The sequence below is a fragment of the Sinorhizobium medicae genome, assembly GCF_007827695.1.
GTDB classification, from domain to species: domain Bacteria; phylum Pseudomonadota; class Alphaproteobacteria; order Rhizobiales; family Rhizobiaceae; genus Sinorhizobium; species Sinorhizobium medicae.
The window spans coordinates 333,279-349,058 of record NZ_VITA01000003.1; the positions used below are offsets into that span (position 1 = coordinate 333,279).

13 protein-coding genes are annotated in these 15,780 nt (G+C 63.5%); 1 reads left to right on the forward strand and 12 read right to left on the reverse strand.

Annotation, left to right across the window (positions count from 1 at the left end; genetic code table 11):
• Positions 1 to 3: 3 nt before the first annotated feature.
• Together FB009_RS07155 and FB009_RS07160 are read right to left on the reverse strand one after the other, a co-directional pair.
• The gene (locus FB009_RS07155) at positions 4 to 972 is read right to left on the reverse strand and encodes a quinone oxidoreductase family protein (protein WP_127580472.1); all 969 of its coding nucleotides are present in this window, start codon (positions 970 to 972) and stop codon (positions 4 to 6) included.
• Positions 973 to 1,054: 82 nt separating this feature from the next.
• Complete coding sequence (locus FB009_RS07160) at positions 1,055 to 1,621, reverse strand: TetR/AcrR family transcriptional regulator (protein WP_018010926.1); 567 nt, start codon at positions 1,619 to 1,621, stop codon at positions 1,055 to 1,057.
• A 261-nt stretch (positions 1,622 to 1,882) separates the two neighbouring features.
• Between FB009_RS07160 and katG the strand changes: the two genes are divergently transcribed.
• Entirely contained in the window at positions 1,883 to 4,066 is a 2,184-nt protein-coding gene (katG, locus tag FB009_RS07165; RefSeq protein WP_164829993.1) for a catalase/peroxidase HPI, read from the forward strand.
• 90 nt (positions 4,067 to 4,156) lie between these two features.
• On the opposite strand, the gene FB009_RS07170 is transcribed toward katG, so the two are convergent.
• The 10 genes from FB009_RS07170 to FB009_RS07215 form a co-directional block, all read right to left on the reverse strand.
• Positions 4,157 to 5,353, reverse strand: coding sequence for an MFS transporter (locus FB009_RS07170; protein ID WP_026160891.1), 1,197 nt, complete (start codon positions 5,351 to 5,353; stop codon positions 4,157 to 4,159).
• A gap of 58 nt (positions 5,354 to 5,411) precedes the next feature.
• A complete protein-coding gene (locus tag FB009_RS07175; protein ID WP_127580476.1) occupies positions 5,412 to 6,710 on the reverse strand; it encodes an amidohydrolase family protein in 1,299 nt (432 codons plus the stop codon).
• A 23-nt stretch (positions 6,711 to 6,733) separates the two neighbouring features.
• On the reverse strand, positions 6,734 to 7,678 hold the full coding sequence (locus FB009_RS07180; RefSeq protein WP_011970215.1) for an ABC transporter permease: 945 nt from the start codon (positions 7,676 to 7,678) through the stop codon (positions 6,734 to 6,736).
• The gene (locus FB009_RS07185; RefSeq protein ID WP_127580478.1) at positions 7,675 to 8,724 is read right to left on the reverse strand and encodes an ABC transporter permease; all 1,050 of its coding nucleotides are present in this window, start codon (positions 8,722 to 8,724) and stop codon (positions 7,675 to 7,677) included. Before FB009_RS07185 ends, FB009_RS07180 begins: the two co-directional genes overlap by 4 nt.
• Positions 8,714 to 10,240 carry an ABC transporter ATP-binding protein gene (locus tag FB009_RS07190; protein ID WP_018210374.1) on the reverse strand — a complete coding sequence of 509 codons (1,527 nt, stop codon included), beginning with the start codon at positions 10,238 to 10,240 and terminating at the stop codon, positions 8,714 to 8,716. The genes FB009_RS07185 and FB009_RS07190 overlap by 11 nt, the downstream gene beginning before the upstream one ends.
• Complete coding sequence (locus FB009_RS07195) at positions 10,237 to 11,652, reverse strand: amidase (RefSeq protein ID WP_145161501.1); 1,416 nt, start codon at positions 11,650 to 11,652, stop codon at positions 10,237 to 10,239. Before FB009_RS07195 ends, FB009_RS07190 begins: the two co-directional genes overlap by 4 nt.
• 11 nt (positions 11,653 to 11,663) lie before the next feature.
• Positions 11,664 to 12,647 carry a BMP family protein gene (locus FB009_RS07200; RefSeq protein WP_145161504.1) on the reverse strand — a complete coding sequence of 328 codons (984 nt, stop codon included), beginning with the start codon at positions 12,645 to 12,647 and terminating at the stop codon, positions 11,664 to 11,666.
• 100 nt (positions 12,648 to 12,747) lie between these two features.
• Positions 12,748 to 14,061 (reverse strand): aspartate aminotransferase family protein, encoded by a 1,314-nt coding sequence (locus tag FB009_RS07205; protein ID WP_127580482.1) that lies wholly within the window; start codon positions 14,059 to 14,061, stop codon positions 12,748 to 12,750.
• A 13-nt stretch (positions 14,062 to 14,074) separates the two neighbouring features.
• The gene (locus FB009_RS07210; RefSeq protein ID WP_127580484.1) at positions 14,075 to 14,743 is read right to left on the reverse strand and encodes a cysteine hydrolase family protein; all 669 of its coding nucleotides are present in this window, start codon (positions 14,741 to 14,743) and stop codon (positions 14,075 to 14,077) included.
• Positions 14,740 to 15,768: a branched-chain amino acid ABC transporter permease gene (locus tag FB009_RS07215; protein WP_011970222.1), complete on the reverse strand. Its 1,029-nt coding sequence runs from the start codon at positions 15,766 to 15,768 to the stop codon at positions 14,740 to 14,742. Before FB009_RS07215 ends, FB009_RS07210 begins: the two co-directional genes overlap by 4 nt.
• Positions 15,769 to 15,780 lie beyond the last annotated feature (12 nt).

Consider the following 15,780-nt stretch of genomic DNA (forward strand, 5'->3'; position numbering starts at 1 on the left):
TCGTTACGCGATCAAAAGCAGTTTCCCGGTGGTTGCACGGCTCGCCATGTCTGCATGGGCGCGGGCGGCGTCGGCAAGGGGATAGACTCCGCCCGTTGTGACCGTGATGGATCCATCCTCGATCCATTCGAAAAGCTGCTTGGTGCGAGCAAGAAGGAGTGCGTGCGTATGGACGTGATCCATGAACGTCGCGTAGCCGATCTTGATGCTCTTCGGCAGGCTCATGATGTCGAGCGGCCCGGGCCCGCCGAGCACCGGTCCATACCAGCAGAACGTGCCGGACCGGCGAAGCGCATCGATCGACCCCTTGAAAGTCTTGGGGCCCGAGCCATCGTAAACGACGTTCACGCCCTCGCCTCCGGTCACGCGCAGGACGTCATCCGCAAACTGTCCTTCGGCATCGACGATGACGTGTTCAGCGCCGGCCTTCCTGGCGCACGCAACCTTGTCCTCCGACGAGACCCGTCCGATCACGCGGCCACCCTTGAGCCTGATAATTTGTGTCAGCAGCAGGCCCACCCCGCCGGCAGCGGCATGGACGAGAGCGATGTCGCCCGCCTGGACCGGATAGAAATCGGTTGCAAAGTGACTTGCCGTAAGCCCCTGCATCATCACGGACGCGGCGGTTGCGTCGTCGATGGCATCGGGAATTTTCACCAGGGAGCCCGCCGGGATCGAATGACGCTGGGCATAGCTTCCGGGCGCATAGGCCCAGGCGACCCGATCACCGACTTCCAACTCGTCCACTCCGTCGCCGACGGCAATCGCGCGACCGGCGCCCTCAACACCCAGAACTTTCGGGTTAGGGATCTCGGTCCAGGCCATGCCCTGGCGCACGCCGATGTCCATGAGGTTCACGCCCGCTGCGGCGATTTCGACGACGACATGCCCCGGCTGTGCGACAGGCTCTGGGCAATCGACGAGTTCCATGACATCGGTACCACCGACCTCTTTCATTACAACGGCTTTCAATGTCCATCTCCATTATTGATTGATCATTCCAGAAAACAGCAAAGTTTTGTGCCTGCTAAAGCGGGATTTCAGGTCGTGTTGTCTAGATTATTGCGCGAAGCGCCAACCCGCTGAGGGATTGAAGCTGTTCCGGGCCGGCTCCGCCACGTGCGGCGATGCGGATACCGGTGATATTGGCGAAGAGGAAATCTGCCACGGCCTCTGCGGACAACGAGACGGCTATATCACCTGCGTCCTGAGCTTCCCTTACGCGTTCAATAGCGACCTTCTTGAGCCGAAGATCCGCTGCGTGGTGCAGTGCCGTCAGGTCCGGCCGGCTTTGGCCGAATTCGCAGATAGAGTTGACGCCGAGACACGCTTGACCGGCATTTTCGACGACGCGTGCCATCATTGACCGAATACCGTCCAGGGCGCGCGGCGTCCCGCGCAACAATTCGATATGAGCACGTGTCTCTTCGGCGGAATAGCGTTCCACCGCCAGGCGGTAGAGCTTCCACTTGTCGCCGAACGTGTCATAGAGGCTCTGGCGGCCGATATTCATAGCCCGTACGAGCATTTCCGTGGAGGTGCCCTCGAATCCGTGCTCGCGAAATACGGCGATCGCCGCGTCCAATACCTCCTCCTTGTCAAATTCCTTGATCCGGGCCATGGGGTCATTTAGACATACTGGAACGATCTGTCAAGAATAAATGCTTCCGATCATCTTTTGCCCTTTGATTTTTCGCAGCACCGTCACACGGCTGCTAAATTGCGCGACTTCACTGTGCCGGTCAGGGAAATAAGCCGTTTGACCAATCGGGTAAAATTGCGCCAAATCATGCGAGCATGTGCGCCGGCCCGGATGATGCAGCGAACAGTTCGCGGACAGGCTGCCTCGGAGAGGCGCTCGATCAAGGAAGAGGAGATGACCATGGATCAGAAGACCGACAATGCGGGCAAGTGTCCCGTCGCACATACGGCGCCGAGGGGCAGATCGAACCGCGACTGGTGGCCGGACCAGCTGGATGTTCAGGTTCTGCACCGGCATTCCGATCTCTCCGATCCGATGGGCAAGTCGTTCAATTACGCCGAGGAATTCAGGAAGCTCGACCTGGATGCGTTGAAGCGGGACCTGCATGCCCTGATGACTGACTCGCAGGACTGGTGGCCGGCCGATTTCGGCCACTATGGCGGGCTTTTCATCCGCATGGCATGGCACAGCGCCGGAACCTACCGCATCACCGACGGCCGGGGCGGGGCAGGCCAGGGTCAGCAGCGGTTCGCGCCGCTCAACAGCTGGCCGGACAACGCCAATCTCGACAAGGCACGGCGGCTCTTGTGGCCAATCAAGCAGAAATACGGCAACCGGATCTCCTGGGCGGATCTGTTGATCCTGACCGGCAATGTCGCGCTCGAATCCATGGGCTTTAAGACCTTTGGCTTCGCCGGTGGCCGAACCGATGTGTGGGAGCCCGAGGAACTGTTCTGGGGGCCGGAAGGCACCTGGCTCGGTGACGAGCGTTACAGTGGCGAACGGCAATTGAGCGAGCCGCTTGCGGCCGTGCAGATGGGCCTCATCTATGTGAATCCGGAAGGCCCGAACGGCAATCCTGATCCAGTAGCGGCCGCACATGACATTCGCGAGACCTTCGCCCGCATGGCAATGAACGACGAGGAGACCGTCGCCCTGATCGCCGGCGGCCACACCTTCGGCAAGACGCATGGCGCCGGCGATCCGTCCTTCATCGGAGCGGACCCGGAAGGCGGCGCGATCGAGGATCAGGGGCTTGGCTGGAAGAGCACTTTCGGCACAGGCGTCGGCAAGGACGCGATCACCGGCGGACCGGAAGTGACCTGGTCGCAGACGCCGACCCGGTGGAGCAACCATTTCTTCGAGAACCTTTTCAACTTCGAATGGGAGCTGAGCAAGAGCCCGGCTGGTGCGCATCAGTGGAAAGCCAAGAACGCCGAGGCCTCCGTTCCGGATGCCTATGATGCGACGAGGAAGCACGTTCCGACCATGCTGACCACCGACCTGTCGCTCCGCTTCGATCCGGTATACGAGAAGATTTCGCGCCGCTTCCTCGAAAATCCGGACCAGTTCGCCGACGCCTTCGCCCGCGCGTGGTTCAAGCTGACCCACCGCGACATGGGGCCAAAGGTTCGCTATCTCGGCCCCGAGGTTCCGGCCGAGGACCTGATCTGGCAGGACGTGATCCCGCCCGTCGACCACGAACTAGTCGACGACGCTGATGTAGCCGGTCTCAAGGCGAAGATCCTCGCTTCCAGCCTTTCGGTGCAGGAGCTCGTCTCCACCGCCTGGGACTCGGCTTCGACCTTCCGCGGCTCGGACAAGCGCGGCGGCGCCAACGGTGCGCGCATCCGTCTCGCGCCGCAGAAAGACTGGGAGGTCAATCAGCCGGCTCAGCTCGCCAGAGTTCTCTCGGTGCTTGAAGGGATACAGAGGGACTTCAACGCTTCCCAGGCCGGCGGCAAGAAGATCTCACTTGCCGACCTGATCGTGCTTGCAGGCAATGCGGGGGTCGAGAAGGCGGCGAGGGCGGCCGGACAAGAGATCATCGTGCCCTTCACGCCGGGCCGCATGGATGCCTCGGAGGCACAGACCGACGCGGCCTCTTTCGCCGCGCTGGAGCCTCGTGCCGACGGTTTCCGCAATTATGTAAACAGCAGCCGCCTGCAATTCATGAAACCCGAAGAGGCTCTGGTGGACCGGGCCCAGCTGCTGACGCTGACCGCACCGGAAATGACCGTTCTCGTCGGCGGTCTGCGGGTTCTGAAGGCCGGCCAGCCTGAGCACGGCGTATTCACGTCCCGTCCGGAGGCGTTGACGAACGACTTCTTCGTCAACCTGCTGGATATGGGCACGCAGTGGTCGCCCGTCGAAGGCAAAGAAGGCGTCTACGAAGGCCGCGACCGCAAGACGGGGGCAGCCAGATGGACCGGTACCCGCGTCGACCTGATTTTCGGCTCGCATTCGCAGCTGCGCGCCTTTGCGGAGGTCTATGCCCAAACCGATGCCAGGGAGAAGTTCGTAAAGGATTTCGTGGCGGCCTGGACCAAGGTCATGAACGCCGATCGGTTTGATCTGGTGTGACTGTTAAAGTGCCAGGACGTGGCTTGAGCCATGTCCTGGCCTCTCGGGCGCGCGCAAGGTATCGGCGGTTCGAATGCCGAACCATTCCGTCTAACCATCCTCTTTCGCCGTGCTGCCGATCAGCGTCAGACATAGCAAAGCCAATATCGCAGCGAGGCTGCTGGCAAGGGCAAGCGGCCACCAGCCTATGTTGATGAAAGGCGCCGCGGCGGCCGTACCTCCGGCAGTGATCCCGAGTATAGCGGCAACGACCAATGCGGCGCCGCGTGAATGATCGCCCCTGGAGGCTACGATCGCCTGGTGGAAACCTATCGGCCCCCGGATGCCGAACGCGCCGTTTGCGGTCATCCACAGGGGCACGAGCACGGCCAGACTGCGTCCGCCAAGAGATGTGTAGAGAAGAATCAGCAAGAAGCCGAGAACCAGGCCTCCTGTACCAACCATGATCATGCGTTCGGTACCGAATCTTCGGGCAAGTGCATTGGACGCGTTCGATGCCAGAATGAAAAAGGCAATGCCGCAGACCTGGAGGAGAATGAAGCTTCCGATCGTCATGCCCAACGCCCCTGTCATCACGGCGGGGGCCCCGAAGACAAAGGTGAGAATGCTGCCGAGGGAAAGCGCCTGACTTAAACCGTGCCGAAGAAAATCGCCATTGCGAAGGATCGACCCATAGCTCTGATGTATATCACGAGCCTCGGCCCGGTCCGGAAGCGACTGACGGTAAGCCCAACTGCCGGCGGCGCAAAGAACCGCAAATCCCGCCAGCATAAAGAAGGAGGTCTGCCATCCCGCAACGGTCATAAGATAGGCTCCGGCGATGGGGGCAAGAGCCGGCGTCAGGGACTCTATGGAACCGAGCCGGCCGAACATGGAAGGTGCCTTGTCGCCGGGAAAAAGCCCGTGAATAAAGCCGGGCGCGAAAACCGCCGGGGCCGAGCCGAAGGCGCCTTGCGCGAAACGGAGGATGACCAGCCATTCCAACGTCGGCGCATAGGCAGACAGAAGAGAGGTGACGGCAAACAGACTTAGCGACCAGACCAACAGCGTGCGGCGAGAGTATCTCGCCCCGAGTTCGCCGAAGGTCAGCAATCCCACGAGCGTCCCTGCGGCATAGGCTGCGAGCACCATCTGCGCCAATGCCGCAGTCCCGCCGAGTGCGGCCGGCATGGCGGGGATTGCAGGCAGAATCAAATCAGTCCCCGCGATTCCGAGGATGGTTCCGAACGAGATCAGCAGGAACATGAGGGCTGGCGAAGCATTCACAATCATAGCTGCCCATAACACGCAGACTTCGCTCGACCAATTGCACTTTGCTTATCGGTTTCACCACAAATCTTGATGATCAGCGCTGCAGCACCGGGGGAACGTAGTCGCGTCCCGTGTCGATCGAGGCAGGCCGCCCGGCGAGGAAGAGCTCGCCGACGCGCGGCGCGGTCCTGGCGACGACCTTGCCCGCCTTGATGACGAACAGCCGGTTCGGCTTCAGCCGCAACGCCTCGGTGACATCAGCGGCCTGCAGCACGATCAGATCTGCCTTGCACCCGACGTCCAGGCCGTAGCCTTCAAGCCCCATGGTCTTTGCCGAATTGACGGTGATCGCGTCGAATATCCTGCGCTTGTCGTCGATGCCGGCCATCTGCGCGACATGGATGGCCATGTGACCGACCTCCAGCATGTCGCCAGAGCCCATCGAGTACCAGGGGTCCATGACGCAGTCATGGCCGAAGGAGACGTTGAGGCCCGCCGCCATCAGCTCCCGCACCCGCGTCATGCCGCGCCGTTTCGGATAGCTGTCGTGGCGCCCCTGCAGCATGATGTTGATCAGCGGATTGGGGATCACGTTGATTTCCGCCTCGGCCATCAACGGAATGAGCTTCGAGACGTAATAGTTGTCCATCGAATGCATCGAGGTGAGATGCGAACCTGCCACGCGCCCCTGGAGGCCGAAGCGCACGGACTGCGCCGCCAGCGTCTCGATGTGGCGCGACATGGGATCGTCGGTCTCGTCACAATGCATGTCGACCGGCAGGCCGCGGTCGGCGGCGATCCGGCACAGCGCCTCGACCGAGCGCGCGCCGTCCTCCATCGTCCGCTCGAAATGCGGAATGCCCCCGACGATGCCGATGCCCATGTCGAGAGCGCGATCGAGCGAGGAGACGCCGTCCGGCGCACGGTAGTAGCCATCCTGGGGGAAGGCGACGAGTTGCAACTCGATATAGGGGGCGACCTTTTCCTTCACCTCGAGCAGCGCCTCGGCCGTCACCAGGCGCGGATCGGACGTGTCCACATGGCTGCGAATATAAAGGAGGCCTTGTGTGACGGCGAGGTCGCAATAGCGCAGGGCCCGCTCGACCAGGGCTTCCTTCGTGAGGAGCGGGCGCAACTCGCCCCAGAGCGCGATGCCCTCGAGCAGCGTCCCGGAAACATTCATGCGCGGCAAACCGAGCGACAGGGTCGCATCCATGTGGAAATGCGGATCGCAGAAGGGCGGGCTCACCAGCCGGCCGGTCGCGTCGATCTCCTCGCCGGCGGCCACGACGATGGATTTCCCGATGGCGGCGATCTTGCCGCTGGAAACGCCTATGTCCAGGCCCTCGCGCCCGTCGGGAAGGTTTGCATTACGGATGATCAGATCGAACATGGGTGGCATCTCCGGATATTCGCTCAGCGCTCGCCGCGCCGGTACGGTTGCATCAGGGCCTGCGGCACGCGGGCGCGTCGGGCCATGAGCGCCAGCGCTGCGATCGACAGCAGATAGGGGATCATCAGAAAGATCTGATAGGGTACCACGCCGCTCAGCCGCGTCTGCAGGCGCAGCTGGAAACTATCGAACAAGGCGAAGAGCAGCGCACCCAGCAAGGCGCGGCCCGGCCGCCATGAGGCGAAGACGACGAGCGCGATGCAGATCCAGCCGCGCCCCTGCACCATGGTCGGGAAGAAGCTGTTGAAGGCCGAGAGCGTCAGGAAGGCGCCGCCGACACCCATCAATGCGCTGCCCGCGACGACGGCGCCATAGCGCACCGCCATTGGATTGATCCCCTGCGCCTCGGCAGCGTGGGGATTCTCCCCGGTCATGCGGATGGCGAGCCCGAGCGGCGTGCGGAAAATCACGTAGGCGAGCGCCAATGCAAGAAAGATAGCCGCATAGGTCGGCGGCGTCTGTGTGAAGAGCGCCGGACCGACGAAGGGGAGGGAGGACAGCATCGGCACGTCGATCGGCTGGAATGGCTCGATCGTCGGCGGTGTACCCGCCACCGGCACGAGCAGACGGAAGACGTAGTAGCTGAAGCTCGACGCAAATAGCGTCACGCCGAGGCCGGAAACATGCTGGGAGAGCCCGAGCGTCACGGTCAGACCCGCATGCAGGAGGCCGAAGACCCCACCGGAAAGGGCTGCGACAAGGAGGCCCGTCCACAGGTCGGCGCCGTTATAGACCGCGAGCCATCCGATCATCGCGCCGAAGGTCATGATGCCTTCGATGCCGAGGTTGAGCACCCCCGAGCGCTCGCAGAGCAGCGCCCCGAGCGTGCCGAGGATCAGCGGAGTGGCGATGCGCAAAACAGCCGCCCAGAGGCCCGCGGAAGCGAGAATGTCAAAGACGACGCTCATCGGCTGATCCTGTATTGCGTGAAGAAGACGCCGGTCAGCATGCTGATCAGCGACAGCGCCACCGTCACATCGGCTATATAGGAGGGAATGCCCATGCTGCGGCTCATCCCGTCGGCCCCGACGAACATGACTGCCGTAAACAGGGCGGCGAGCACCACGCCGAGCGGATTGAGATTGGCGAGCATGGCGACGACGATTCCGGAGTAACCGTAGCCCGGCGAGAGGTCGGTCGTCACATAGCCCTGCACGCCCATGACTTCGAGAGCGCCGGCAAGACCGGCAAGGCCGCCCGATATGCAGGCCACCGTCACCAATGTGCGGCCAAGCGGCACGCCGGCGAAAACCGCTCCGGCGGGATTGAGGCCCGCTGCGCGCGCCTGCATGCCGAACACCGTGCGCGATTGCACGAGATGAACCAGGACCGCGAGCATGGCGGCGATTATCAATCCGAGATGGAGGCGCGATCGGGAGAGGAGCTTGGGCAGTACAGCCGCATCGGCAACCGGCTGGGACTGCGGCCAGCCGAAGGCCATCGGGTCCTTCAGGATGCTGTCTATCAGCATGGAGACGAAGAGCACGGCGACGAAATTGAGGAGAAGCGTGGTCACGACCTCGTCGACGGAAAAGCGCAGCCTCAGCCAGAGCGGCACAAGCAGCAGGACGATGCCGGCTGCCGCGCCCGTAACGAGAAGCAGCGGGATCTGTACGGCTGCGGGAAGGCCGCCCAAGAGCTGCGAGCTGGCGGCCGCGACGGCGATCGCCCCGAGATAGAACTGGCCCTCCCCGCCGATGTTCCACAGCCGCGCCCGGAACGCGACCGCCGCGGCAAGTCCCGTCAGAATGAGCGGGCTTGCGCGCGTCAGGGTCTCGGTGGCCGAAAGTCGCGAGCCGAAAGCACCGACGAGAATGCGCCAATAGGCTTCCATCACCGGCGCGCCGGCAATCGCAATAAGCACGCCCGCCAGCGCCAGCGCACAGAGAACGGCAAGTACCGGCGTCGCGATCACCAGGGCGAGCGAACGATGTTCGCGTCGTTCAAAGCGCATGGGAAACCTCGTGCTCGTCATTCCATTCGCCGGCCATCATCAGGCCGAGTTTCGTGGCATCGGCACTCTCGGCAGCGATCGGAAGGGAAAGCCGGCCGTTGACAATGGCCTGAATGCGATCGGCGAGCGCCATCACTTCTTCGAGGTCCTCCGAGATCAGGAGCACCGCGGTTCCCGCGCGCCGCGCTTCGAGCAGGCGCGCATGGACCGCGACGACAGCTCCTTCGTCGAGCCCGCGCGCCGGCTGCGCTGCAATGAGGATGCGCGGCCGGTCGATCAGATTGCGCCCGAGGATGAGTTTCTGCATGTTGCCGCCCGAGAGCAGGCGCGTCCGCGTCGGCGGCCTGCCGCCGCGCACGTCGAAGGCATCGATGATCTCTCCGGCAAATGCCTGGGCTGCCTGCCGATCGACGAGGCCATGGCGTGAAAATCGCGGCAGGCGCTCGAGAACGGCGTTCTCCCAGATGGCCATTTCGCCGATCGCTCCCTCCTCGTTGCGATCTTCCGGAATGCGGCCAATTCCGGCCCCGACGGCCTCATCCACAGTAAGGTCGCCGACAGGCTGGCCGAACAGCAGCAGCTCGCCCCTGTCACGCCCGACCGTACCCGACAGGAGATGCGCCAGTGTCGTCTGGCCGTTGCCGGAAACACCGATAATTCCGAGGACTTCTCCTGCCCGAAGGCTGAAATCTACCGATTTCAGTCTTTCCACTCCATCGATGATGACGCTGACGCCGGCAGCCTTAAGCACCTCCTCGCCGGGCGTGGAAGGCTCGCGCACAGGCCGCGCCAACTTGCGGCCCACCATCAGTTCGGCAAGCTCGGCCTTGTTCGTCTTTTCCGCCAGTCGCTCGGCGACCTTGCGACCGCCGCGCAGCACGACAATTCGGTCGGCGGCGGCCATGACCTCGTCCAGCTTGTGCGAAATGAAAATCAGCGAAAGACCTTCGCGCGCCATCTCCTTCAGCGTTGCGAACAGCCGCTCGGCCTCCAGATTGGTCAGCACCGCCGTGGGTTCGTCGAGCACCAGGATACGCGCATCGTTGTAGAGTGCCTTCAGGATCTCGACGCGCTGCTGCTCGCCGACTGACAGGTCGCCGACCCGCGCATCGGGCTCCACCGTCAGGCCGAACCGCTGGCAAATGCCGCTGAGCTTCCGCCGTGCTGCGGCCGTGCCGGATCGGAAGTGCCAAAGGCTCTCCGTGCCGGCCATGACGTTTTCCAGCACCGTCAGGTTGGGGGCGAGGGAGAAATGCTGGTGCACCATGCCGATCCCGGCACGGATCGCCGCGCGCGGTTTGCCCGACGGCAGTTCCCGTCCTCCGACCAGCACCTTGCCGGTATCCGGCACGTAATGGCCGAACAGAATGCTCATCAGGGTGGTCTTGCCGGCGCCGTTTTCGCCGAGGAGTGCCACGATCTCGCCCTTGCCAAGACTCAGCGATATGTCGTCATTGGCGAGATTGTCGCCGAAGCGCTTGCAGACGTTGCGGATGTCGAGAACGGCTTCTGTCATTCCGAAAGTCCCGCAACGGCGAATCGGTGCCGCCAGCGGCCATGGCGTTCGAGGCGTGCCGCAAGCTCGAGGAGGAGGCGGTCGCCCCCCATAGGCGCCAGGATTTGCACCGGCAGCGGCAACCCGCCTCTATCCGCGCCGAAGGGAAGGGTAAGCGCCGGAAAGCCGGTCACATTGGCGAGTGCCGCAAGCGGTGCAAACGTCGTCATGCGCCTGATCTGCAGGTCGATGTCGCCGTGGTCGAAGGGGAAGGCCCCGATTCGCGGGGGTGCCGACGCAAGCATGGGGGTCAGGATACAGTCTACCCGGTCGAAAAGCGACCAGAGCGCATGGCTCGCATGGACGGCGGCGTCGAGTGTCGCCCAGAAGGCAGTCGCCTCGAGACGCAACCCATGGCTGGCAAAAGCCTGCGTCAGCCGTTCGGCGCGTCCCGCGTCGAGACCGGCTGAACCGACGAAATTGGCGAGGTTGACGGCGATGATGTCACGCAGCGCCTGGCCGCTTGCGGCGACGCCAGGGGCAAAAGCGTCCCAGTGCATCGCAACGACATAGTGGCCGTCTGCCTCGAGCGCGCGCGCGGCGCTTTCCACAGCCTCGCTGCGCGCCGGTTCGGAGGGGTATTCTTCCCCGGTCTCGAGAAGGAGGCCGACACGCAAGCGCCCGGACGGGGCGGGGGCGAAGGTTGGGTCGGGAAACGGTCCCCTGCTGCGTCCCGCTGCCGCGTTGAAGATCGCCGCAAGGTCGCGGGCCGAGCGGCATAGCGCCAACTCACCGGCAATGCCGCCGAGGTGATTGCCGAAGGATGGCCCCGCCGGTACCGCGCCACGAGTCGCCTTGAGGCCGAAGAGCCCGCAGCATGCCGCGGGAACGCGGATGGATCCGCCGGCATCGGTCGCATGGGCGATCGCCACGATGCCCGCGGCGACGGCAGCCGCGGCGCCGCCCGAGGAGCCGCCGGGCGTCAGGTCCGTATCGAGGGGATTGCGACAGACGGAGCCGGCTGCCGGCTCGCTCGCGAGCGAGAGGCCCATTTCCGGCACGGTGGTAAGTCCAAAGAAGCAAAGGCCCGCAGCGCGAAGCCTGGCTGCCAGGTCACTGTCCTGTGAGGCAGCGGTACTGCGCTCGAGCATGTTCGAGCCGGCCGTAACCGGAAGACCGGCAAAGGGGCCGCCGAGATCCTTGGCGAGGCTAGGGACACCGAAAAAAGGTTGGGCCTGCGCGTCGCCCGGCGACCGGCTGAGTCGGGCATCCGCATTCTCGGCGGCGGCTCGACCGAGAATGGGATCGACATGCGCGAGCGCACCGATTTCTGCCCATCGGCGGGTCGCCGCAAGGGATGCTTCCATGGCTTCGGAAGCGCTGAGACGGCCCGCCCGGATCGCCTCGGCCAGAGAGATTGCATCACCTGCCATCACAAAGCCGGTTACTTCGGCTCGTCGGTTATGCGCGGAACCTCGAAGGCGCCCGATTTGATCTCGGCGCGCTTGGCTTCCATGGCCGCTTCGGCATCCGCCGGTGCGACGCCCTTTACATAGGCAATGTCGCTGCCGCCTTCCTTCAGCAGGCCGAAGGCGGTGTAATCCTTGCCGACCGGGTTGCCGGCGGAAACGTCGGCTATTGCCGCGTCGAGGATCGGGCGGAAGCCCCAGAGTGCGTTGGCGAAGACCGTCTCGGGGTAGCGCGGCGTGTAGTCGATCAGAGAACCCACGGACTTGAGTCCACGTTCCTTCGCCGCGTCGGCGGTGCCGATACGTTCGCCGAAAAGGATGTCGGCGCCGGCATCGATCTGGGCGAGGCCCGCTTCACGCGCCTTTGGCGGATCGAAAAAGGTGCCGATGAAGGCGACGAGGTGCTTGGCTTCCGGATTGACGGCCTTTACGCCGGCGGCGAAAGCATTGATGAGCATGTTGACTTCCGGTATCGGAATGGCGCCGACGGAGCCGACGACGTTCGACTTCGTCATCTTCCCTGCGAGCATGCCGGCAAGATAGGCGCCGTCATGGTTCCATGTGCCGAAGACACCGAAGTTCTCGCCGGCTTCCTTGCCGCTCGAGCCGAGTACGAAGGCAGTCTCCGGATAGTCGGCGGCGACGTCGCGGGCCTGCTTTTCAACAGCATAAGCTTCGCCGATGATGAGTCTTACGCCCTGCTCGGCATATTCGCGCATCGCGCGGGGGTAATCCGTACCGGAAACGCCTTCGGAGAACACATATTCGATCGCGCCTTCGGCAGCCGCGTCCTGCAGTGCCTTGTGCAAGACCGAGTTCCAGGCATTCTCGACCGGAGAGGCGTGGATGCCCGCGACCTTTATCGGCGCGGCGCGGACGGCCGGCGCGAAAGCGCTCACGCCAAGCGCCAAGCCGAACGCAAGCACATTGCGCCGGCTCATCATCAGATTTCTTGTCATGGATGGTGTTCCCCTTTTTACCGGTTGGTTGAACTTTTATTGTGTGCAAAGCTTTGTCAAGCAGCGCAGTGGGACATGACGGCAGGGACTGCGGATCGGTCTACCAGCCGGCGAAATCCTCAAGCGCGGCATCATCGATCCGTCCGGCCGCCACGTCGGCGAGCGCCTGATCGAGAATGGCGACACCCTCCCGAGCCTCGGCCTGCGTCAACGTCAGCGGTGGCGTGAGTTCGAGCACGTTGGACCGAACGCCGACATAGTAAAGAACAAGGCCGAGTTGGAAGGCGCGGTAGACGGTCAGCGCCGTCTGCCGCGAAGCCGGTTTACGGCTGGTGCGATCCTCCACGAGTTCGACGCCGAGAGCCAGGCCGCGGCCGCGCACATCGCCGATAAGCCTGTGACGGGCGGCAAGGCGGTCGAGCGATTCGCGCAGCACCCCGCCGGTCCTTTCCGCATTTTCGGCGAGACGGTTGCGCTCTATCGTCTGCAGCACCGCCAGCGCGGCGGCCGCGCAGATTGGATTGCCGTGCACGGTCTGCAGCGAGAAGGCGACGGCGTGGTTCATGACGGCTTCCGGCCCCACCACCGCAGAAATCGGCAGGCCGCCGCCGAGCCCTTTTCCGAAAACGATAATATCCGGTTCGATACCCGACTGTTCGAAGGCGTTGAAGCGTCCGCTGCGACCGAGGCCGACCTTCACCTCGTCCGACACGATCAGGATGCCGTGCTTGCGGCAGAGCGCCTCCACCGCCTTGAAGAACCCGTCCGGGGGCAAAAGCATGCCGCCGTCCGACTGGATCGGTTCGATGAAGAAGGCAGCGACCTCACCCGGTGGCAGCTCTGTCGCGAAAAGAAGTTGGAGACGGGCGAGCGCGGCGTCCTTTGCGGCCTCGGGACTGCCAGCGGCGTAGCTGTTCGGGTATGGCACCAGTGTCAGGCCTTCCGCTCGTCCGCCTTGCTGTGCCGGATGGCCGGAAATGCCCATGGAACCGACGGTGCCGCCGTGATAGGCCCCCTCAAAGGCGAGGATGCGCGGCCGGCCGGTGGCGGCGACGACCATGCGGGCGACGGTCTCATTGGCGTCGGAACCGGAATGACCGAACCAGACGCGGCCGCGGGCGCGTTCCGGTACCAGGGAAAGCAGCTTTTCGGCGAGCAGCACGCAGGGCTCGTTGGCAGTCGAAAGATAACTGGCGCCCGCCTGATCGGAGAGTGCGCGGTCTACCGCCTCGCGGATTGCTGGATGGGAATGGCCGAGGCTCGCAGCACCCCAGGAGGCGGAGAAATCGAGAAGCCGTCGCCCATCGTCGGCGGTCAGATAGGCGCCGCTGCCGCCTACGACGGCCTGCGGAAAGAACCGCAGATGCGCCATGCTGGAGATCGAACGGCTTTCGCGGGCGTAGAGACCGGGCATCGGCTATGCTCCTCTATCTCAAAAAGGTGAGAACCTCTTCGAGCGAGACGACATGGCAATAGATCATGTTGATGATCTCGAGTTCCCGGCGATGCAGCTCTTCGGTGGCCGCCGCGCCGCAATCGTCGACGACGACGACGCCGAAACTTTCATCCGCCAGGCTGCGCACCGTGGAAGATACGCACTGGTCGGTGAAAATTCCGCAGCAGATGACGTCCTTGATGCCCATGTTGTGCAGGACGAGGCGCAGGTTCGTACCGGTCAACGCGCTGTCGGTCGTTTTGGTGATGACGATCTCGTCGGCGCGTGGCTCGAGTTCCGGAACGACCTGGCCCTCCGGCAGCTCCTTCGGCAGAAGCAGATAGTTGAAGCCCGGCTTTTTCTGGCTCAGCGACCGGTCGCGCCCGTCCGGCTTCAGGCAGGCAATACGCGCGAAGATCACCTCCACCTTGCGCCTGCGGCATTCGTCGATCAGCCGTGCCGTGTTCGGTATCACCGTTTCGCGCATGCGCTCGTAGAAGGGCTGCCAGCGGGCGGTTTCCTCGGGCGTATCCTTCGGGTCCAGATAGGTGTTCTGGATGTCGATGACCAGGAGCGCAGTGGTTTCCGGATCGAGAACGATGTCGTCCGGTTCCTGCGCATTCGCGTAGTAGAAGGATCGGTAGGCGGTCTTCCAGCTCATGCGACGATCTCCTTCTTGCGCCGTGTGCGGGTGAGGATGTGGCCTATCTCCCGATTTGGGAAAAGACCGCCGGGCCTGACGATCATCACGGCAATCATGGCAAGCGCAAGTACGATCTCGGTGAGGCCGACGACCTGGCCGGCGCCGAAGGACGTGGCGTTGAGCGCGCCTTCCGTGCCGCGTAAGGCCTCATAGGCAAAGGTGATGAGGATCGTTCCGGCGACGGCCCCGGTCACGGTGTTGGCCCCGCCGATCACCAGCATCGTAATGATCAGGAAGGTCTCTTTGAGATAGAAGGCTTTCGGAGCGAATGAGGTGATGAAGTGTCCCCACAGCGCCCCGCCGATGCCGGCGATGAATGCGGCGAGGATGAATGCGCGCCAGCGCAGTTGCGGAATGTCGGCGCCGAGCGCTGCAGCGGCGACCTCATCTTCGCGGGATGCCCGCAGCAGCTTGCCGGTGCGCGATTCCTTGAAGACGAGCGCTACGACCACGACGATCGATGCGACGATGGCGGCGACCGGCATGTCCGTCGTCTTCGGCAGACCGAAGAGCGTGCGCGGGCCGTTGGTGAAGGCGCTCCAGTTGTTCATGACGGTGTAGAGGACGACGAGCAGCGCGAAGGACGTGATCACCGATGCCGCATCCGAAAGCCGCATCAGCGGATAGGAGATAACGGCCGCAACGACCGCCGCCAGGGCGCCCGCCGCGAAGAGGGCCAGAAGCGGCGAAATCTCCACCACCTTCATGAACCCGTAGAGATCCGGCAGAGCCATGCCCTTCATCTGACTGGGGATGGTGAGCACGGCGGAGGTGTAGGCGCCGAGGCCCATGAAGCCGATATGAGCGAAGGAGAGCAGACCCGAATTGCCCATGAAGGTCTGCAGCCCGACGACCAGTACGAGCGAGATCAGCAGATTGGTGGAGATACGGTCATAGAGCCGGATGCCGAGAAGCTGACTGCCGATGGCTATGGCGGCGATGACACCGATAAGGATGAGGGCGGTGACATAGGAATGTTTCATGGTTGCGCTCCC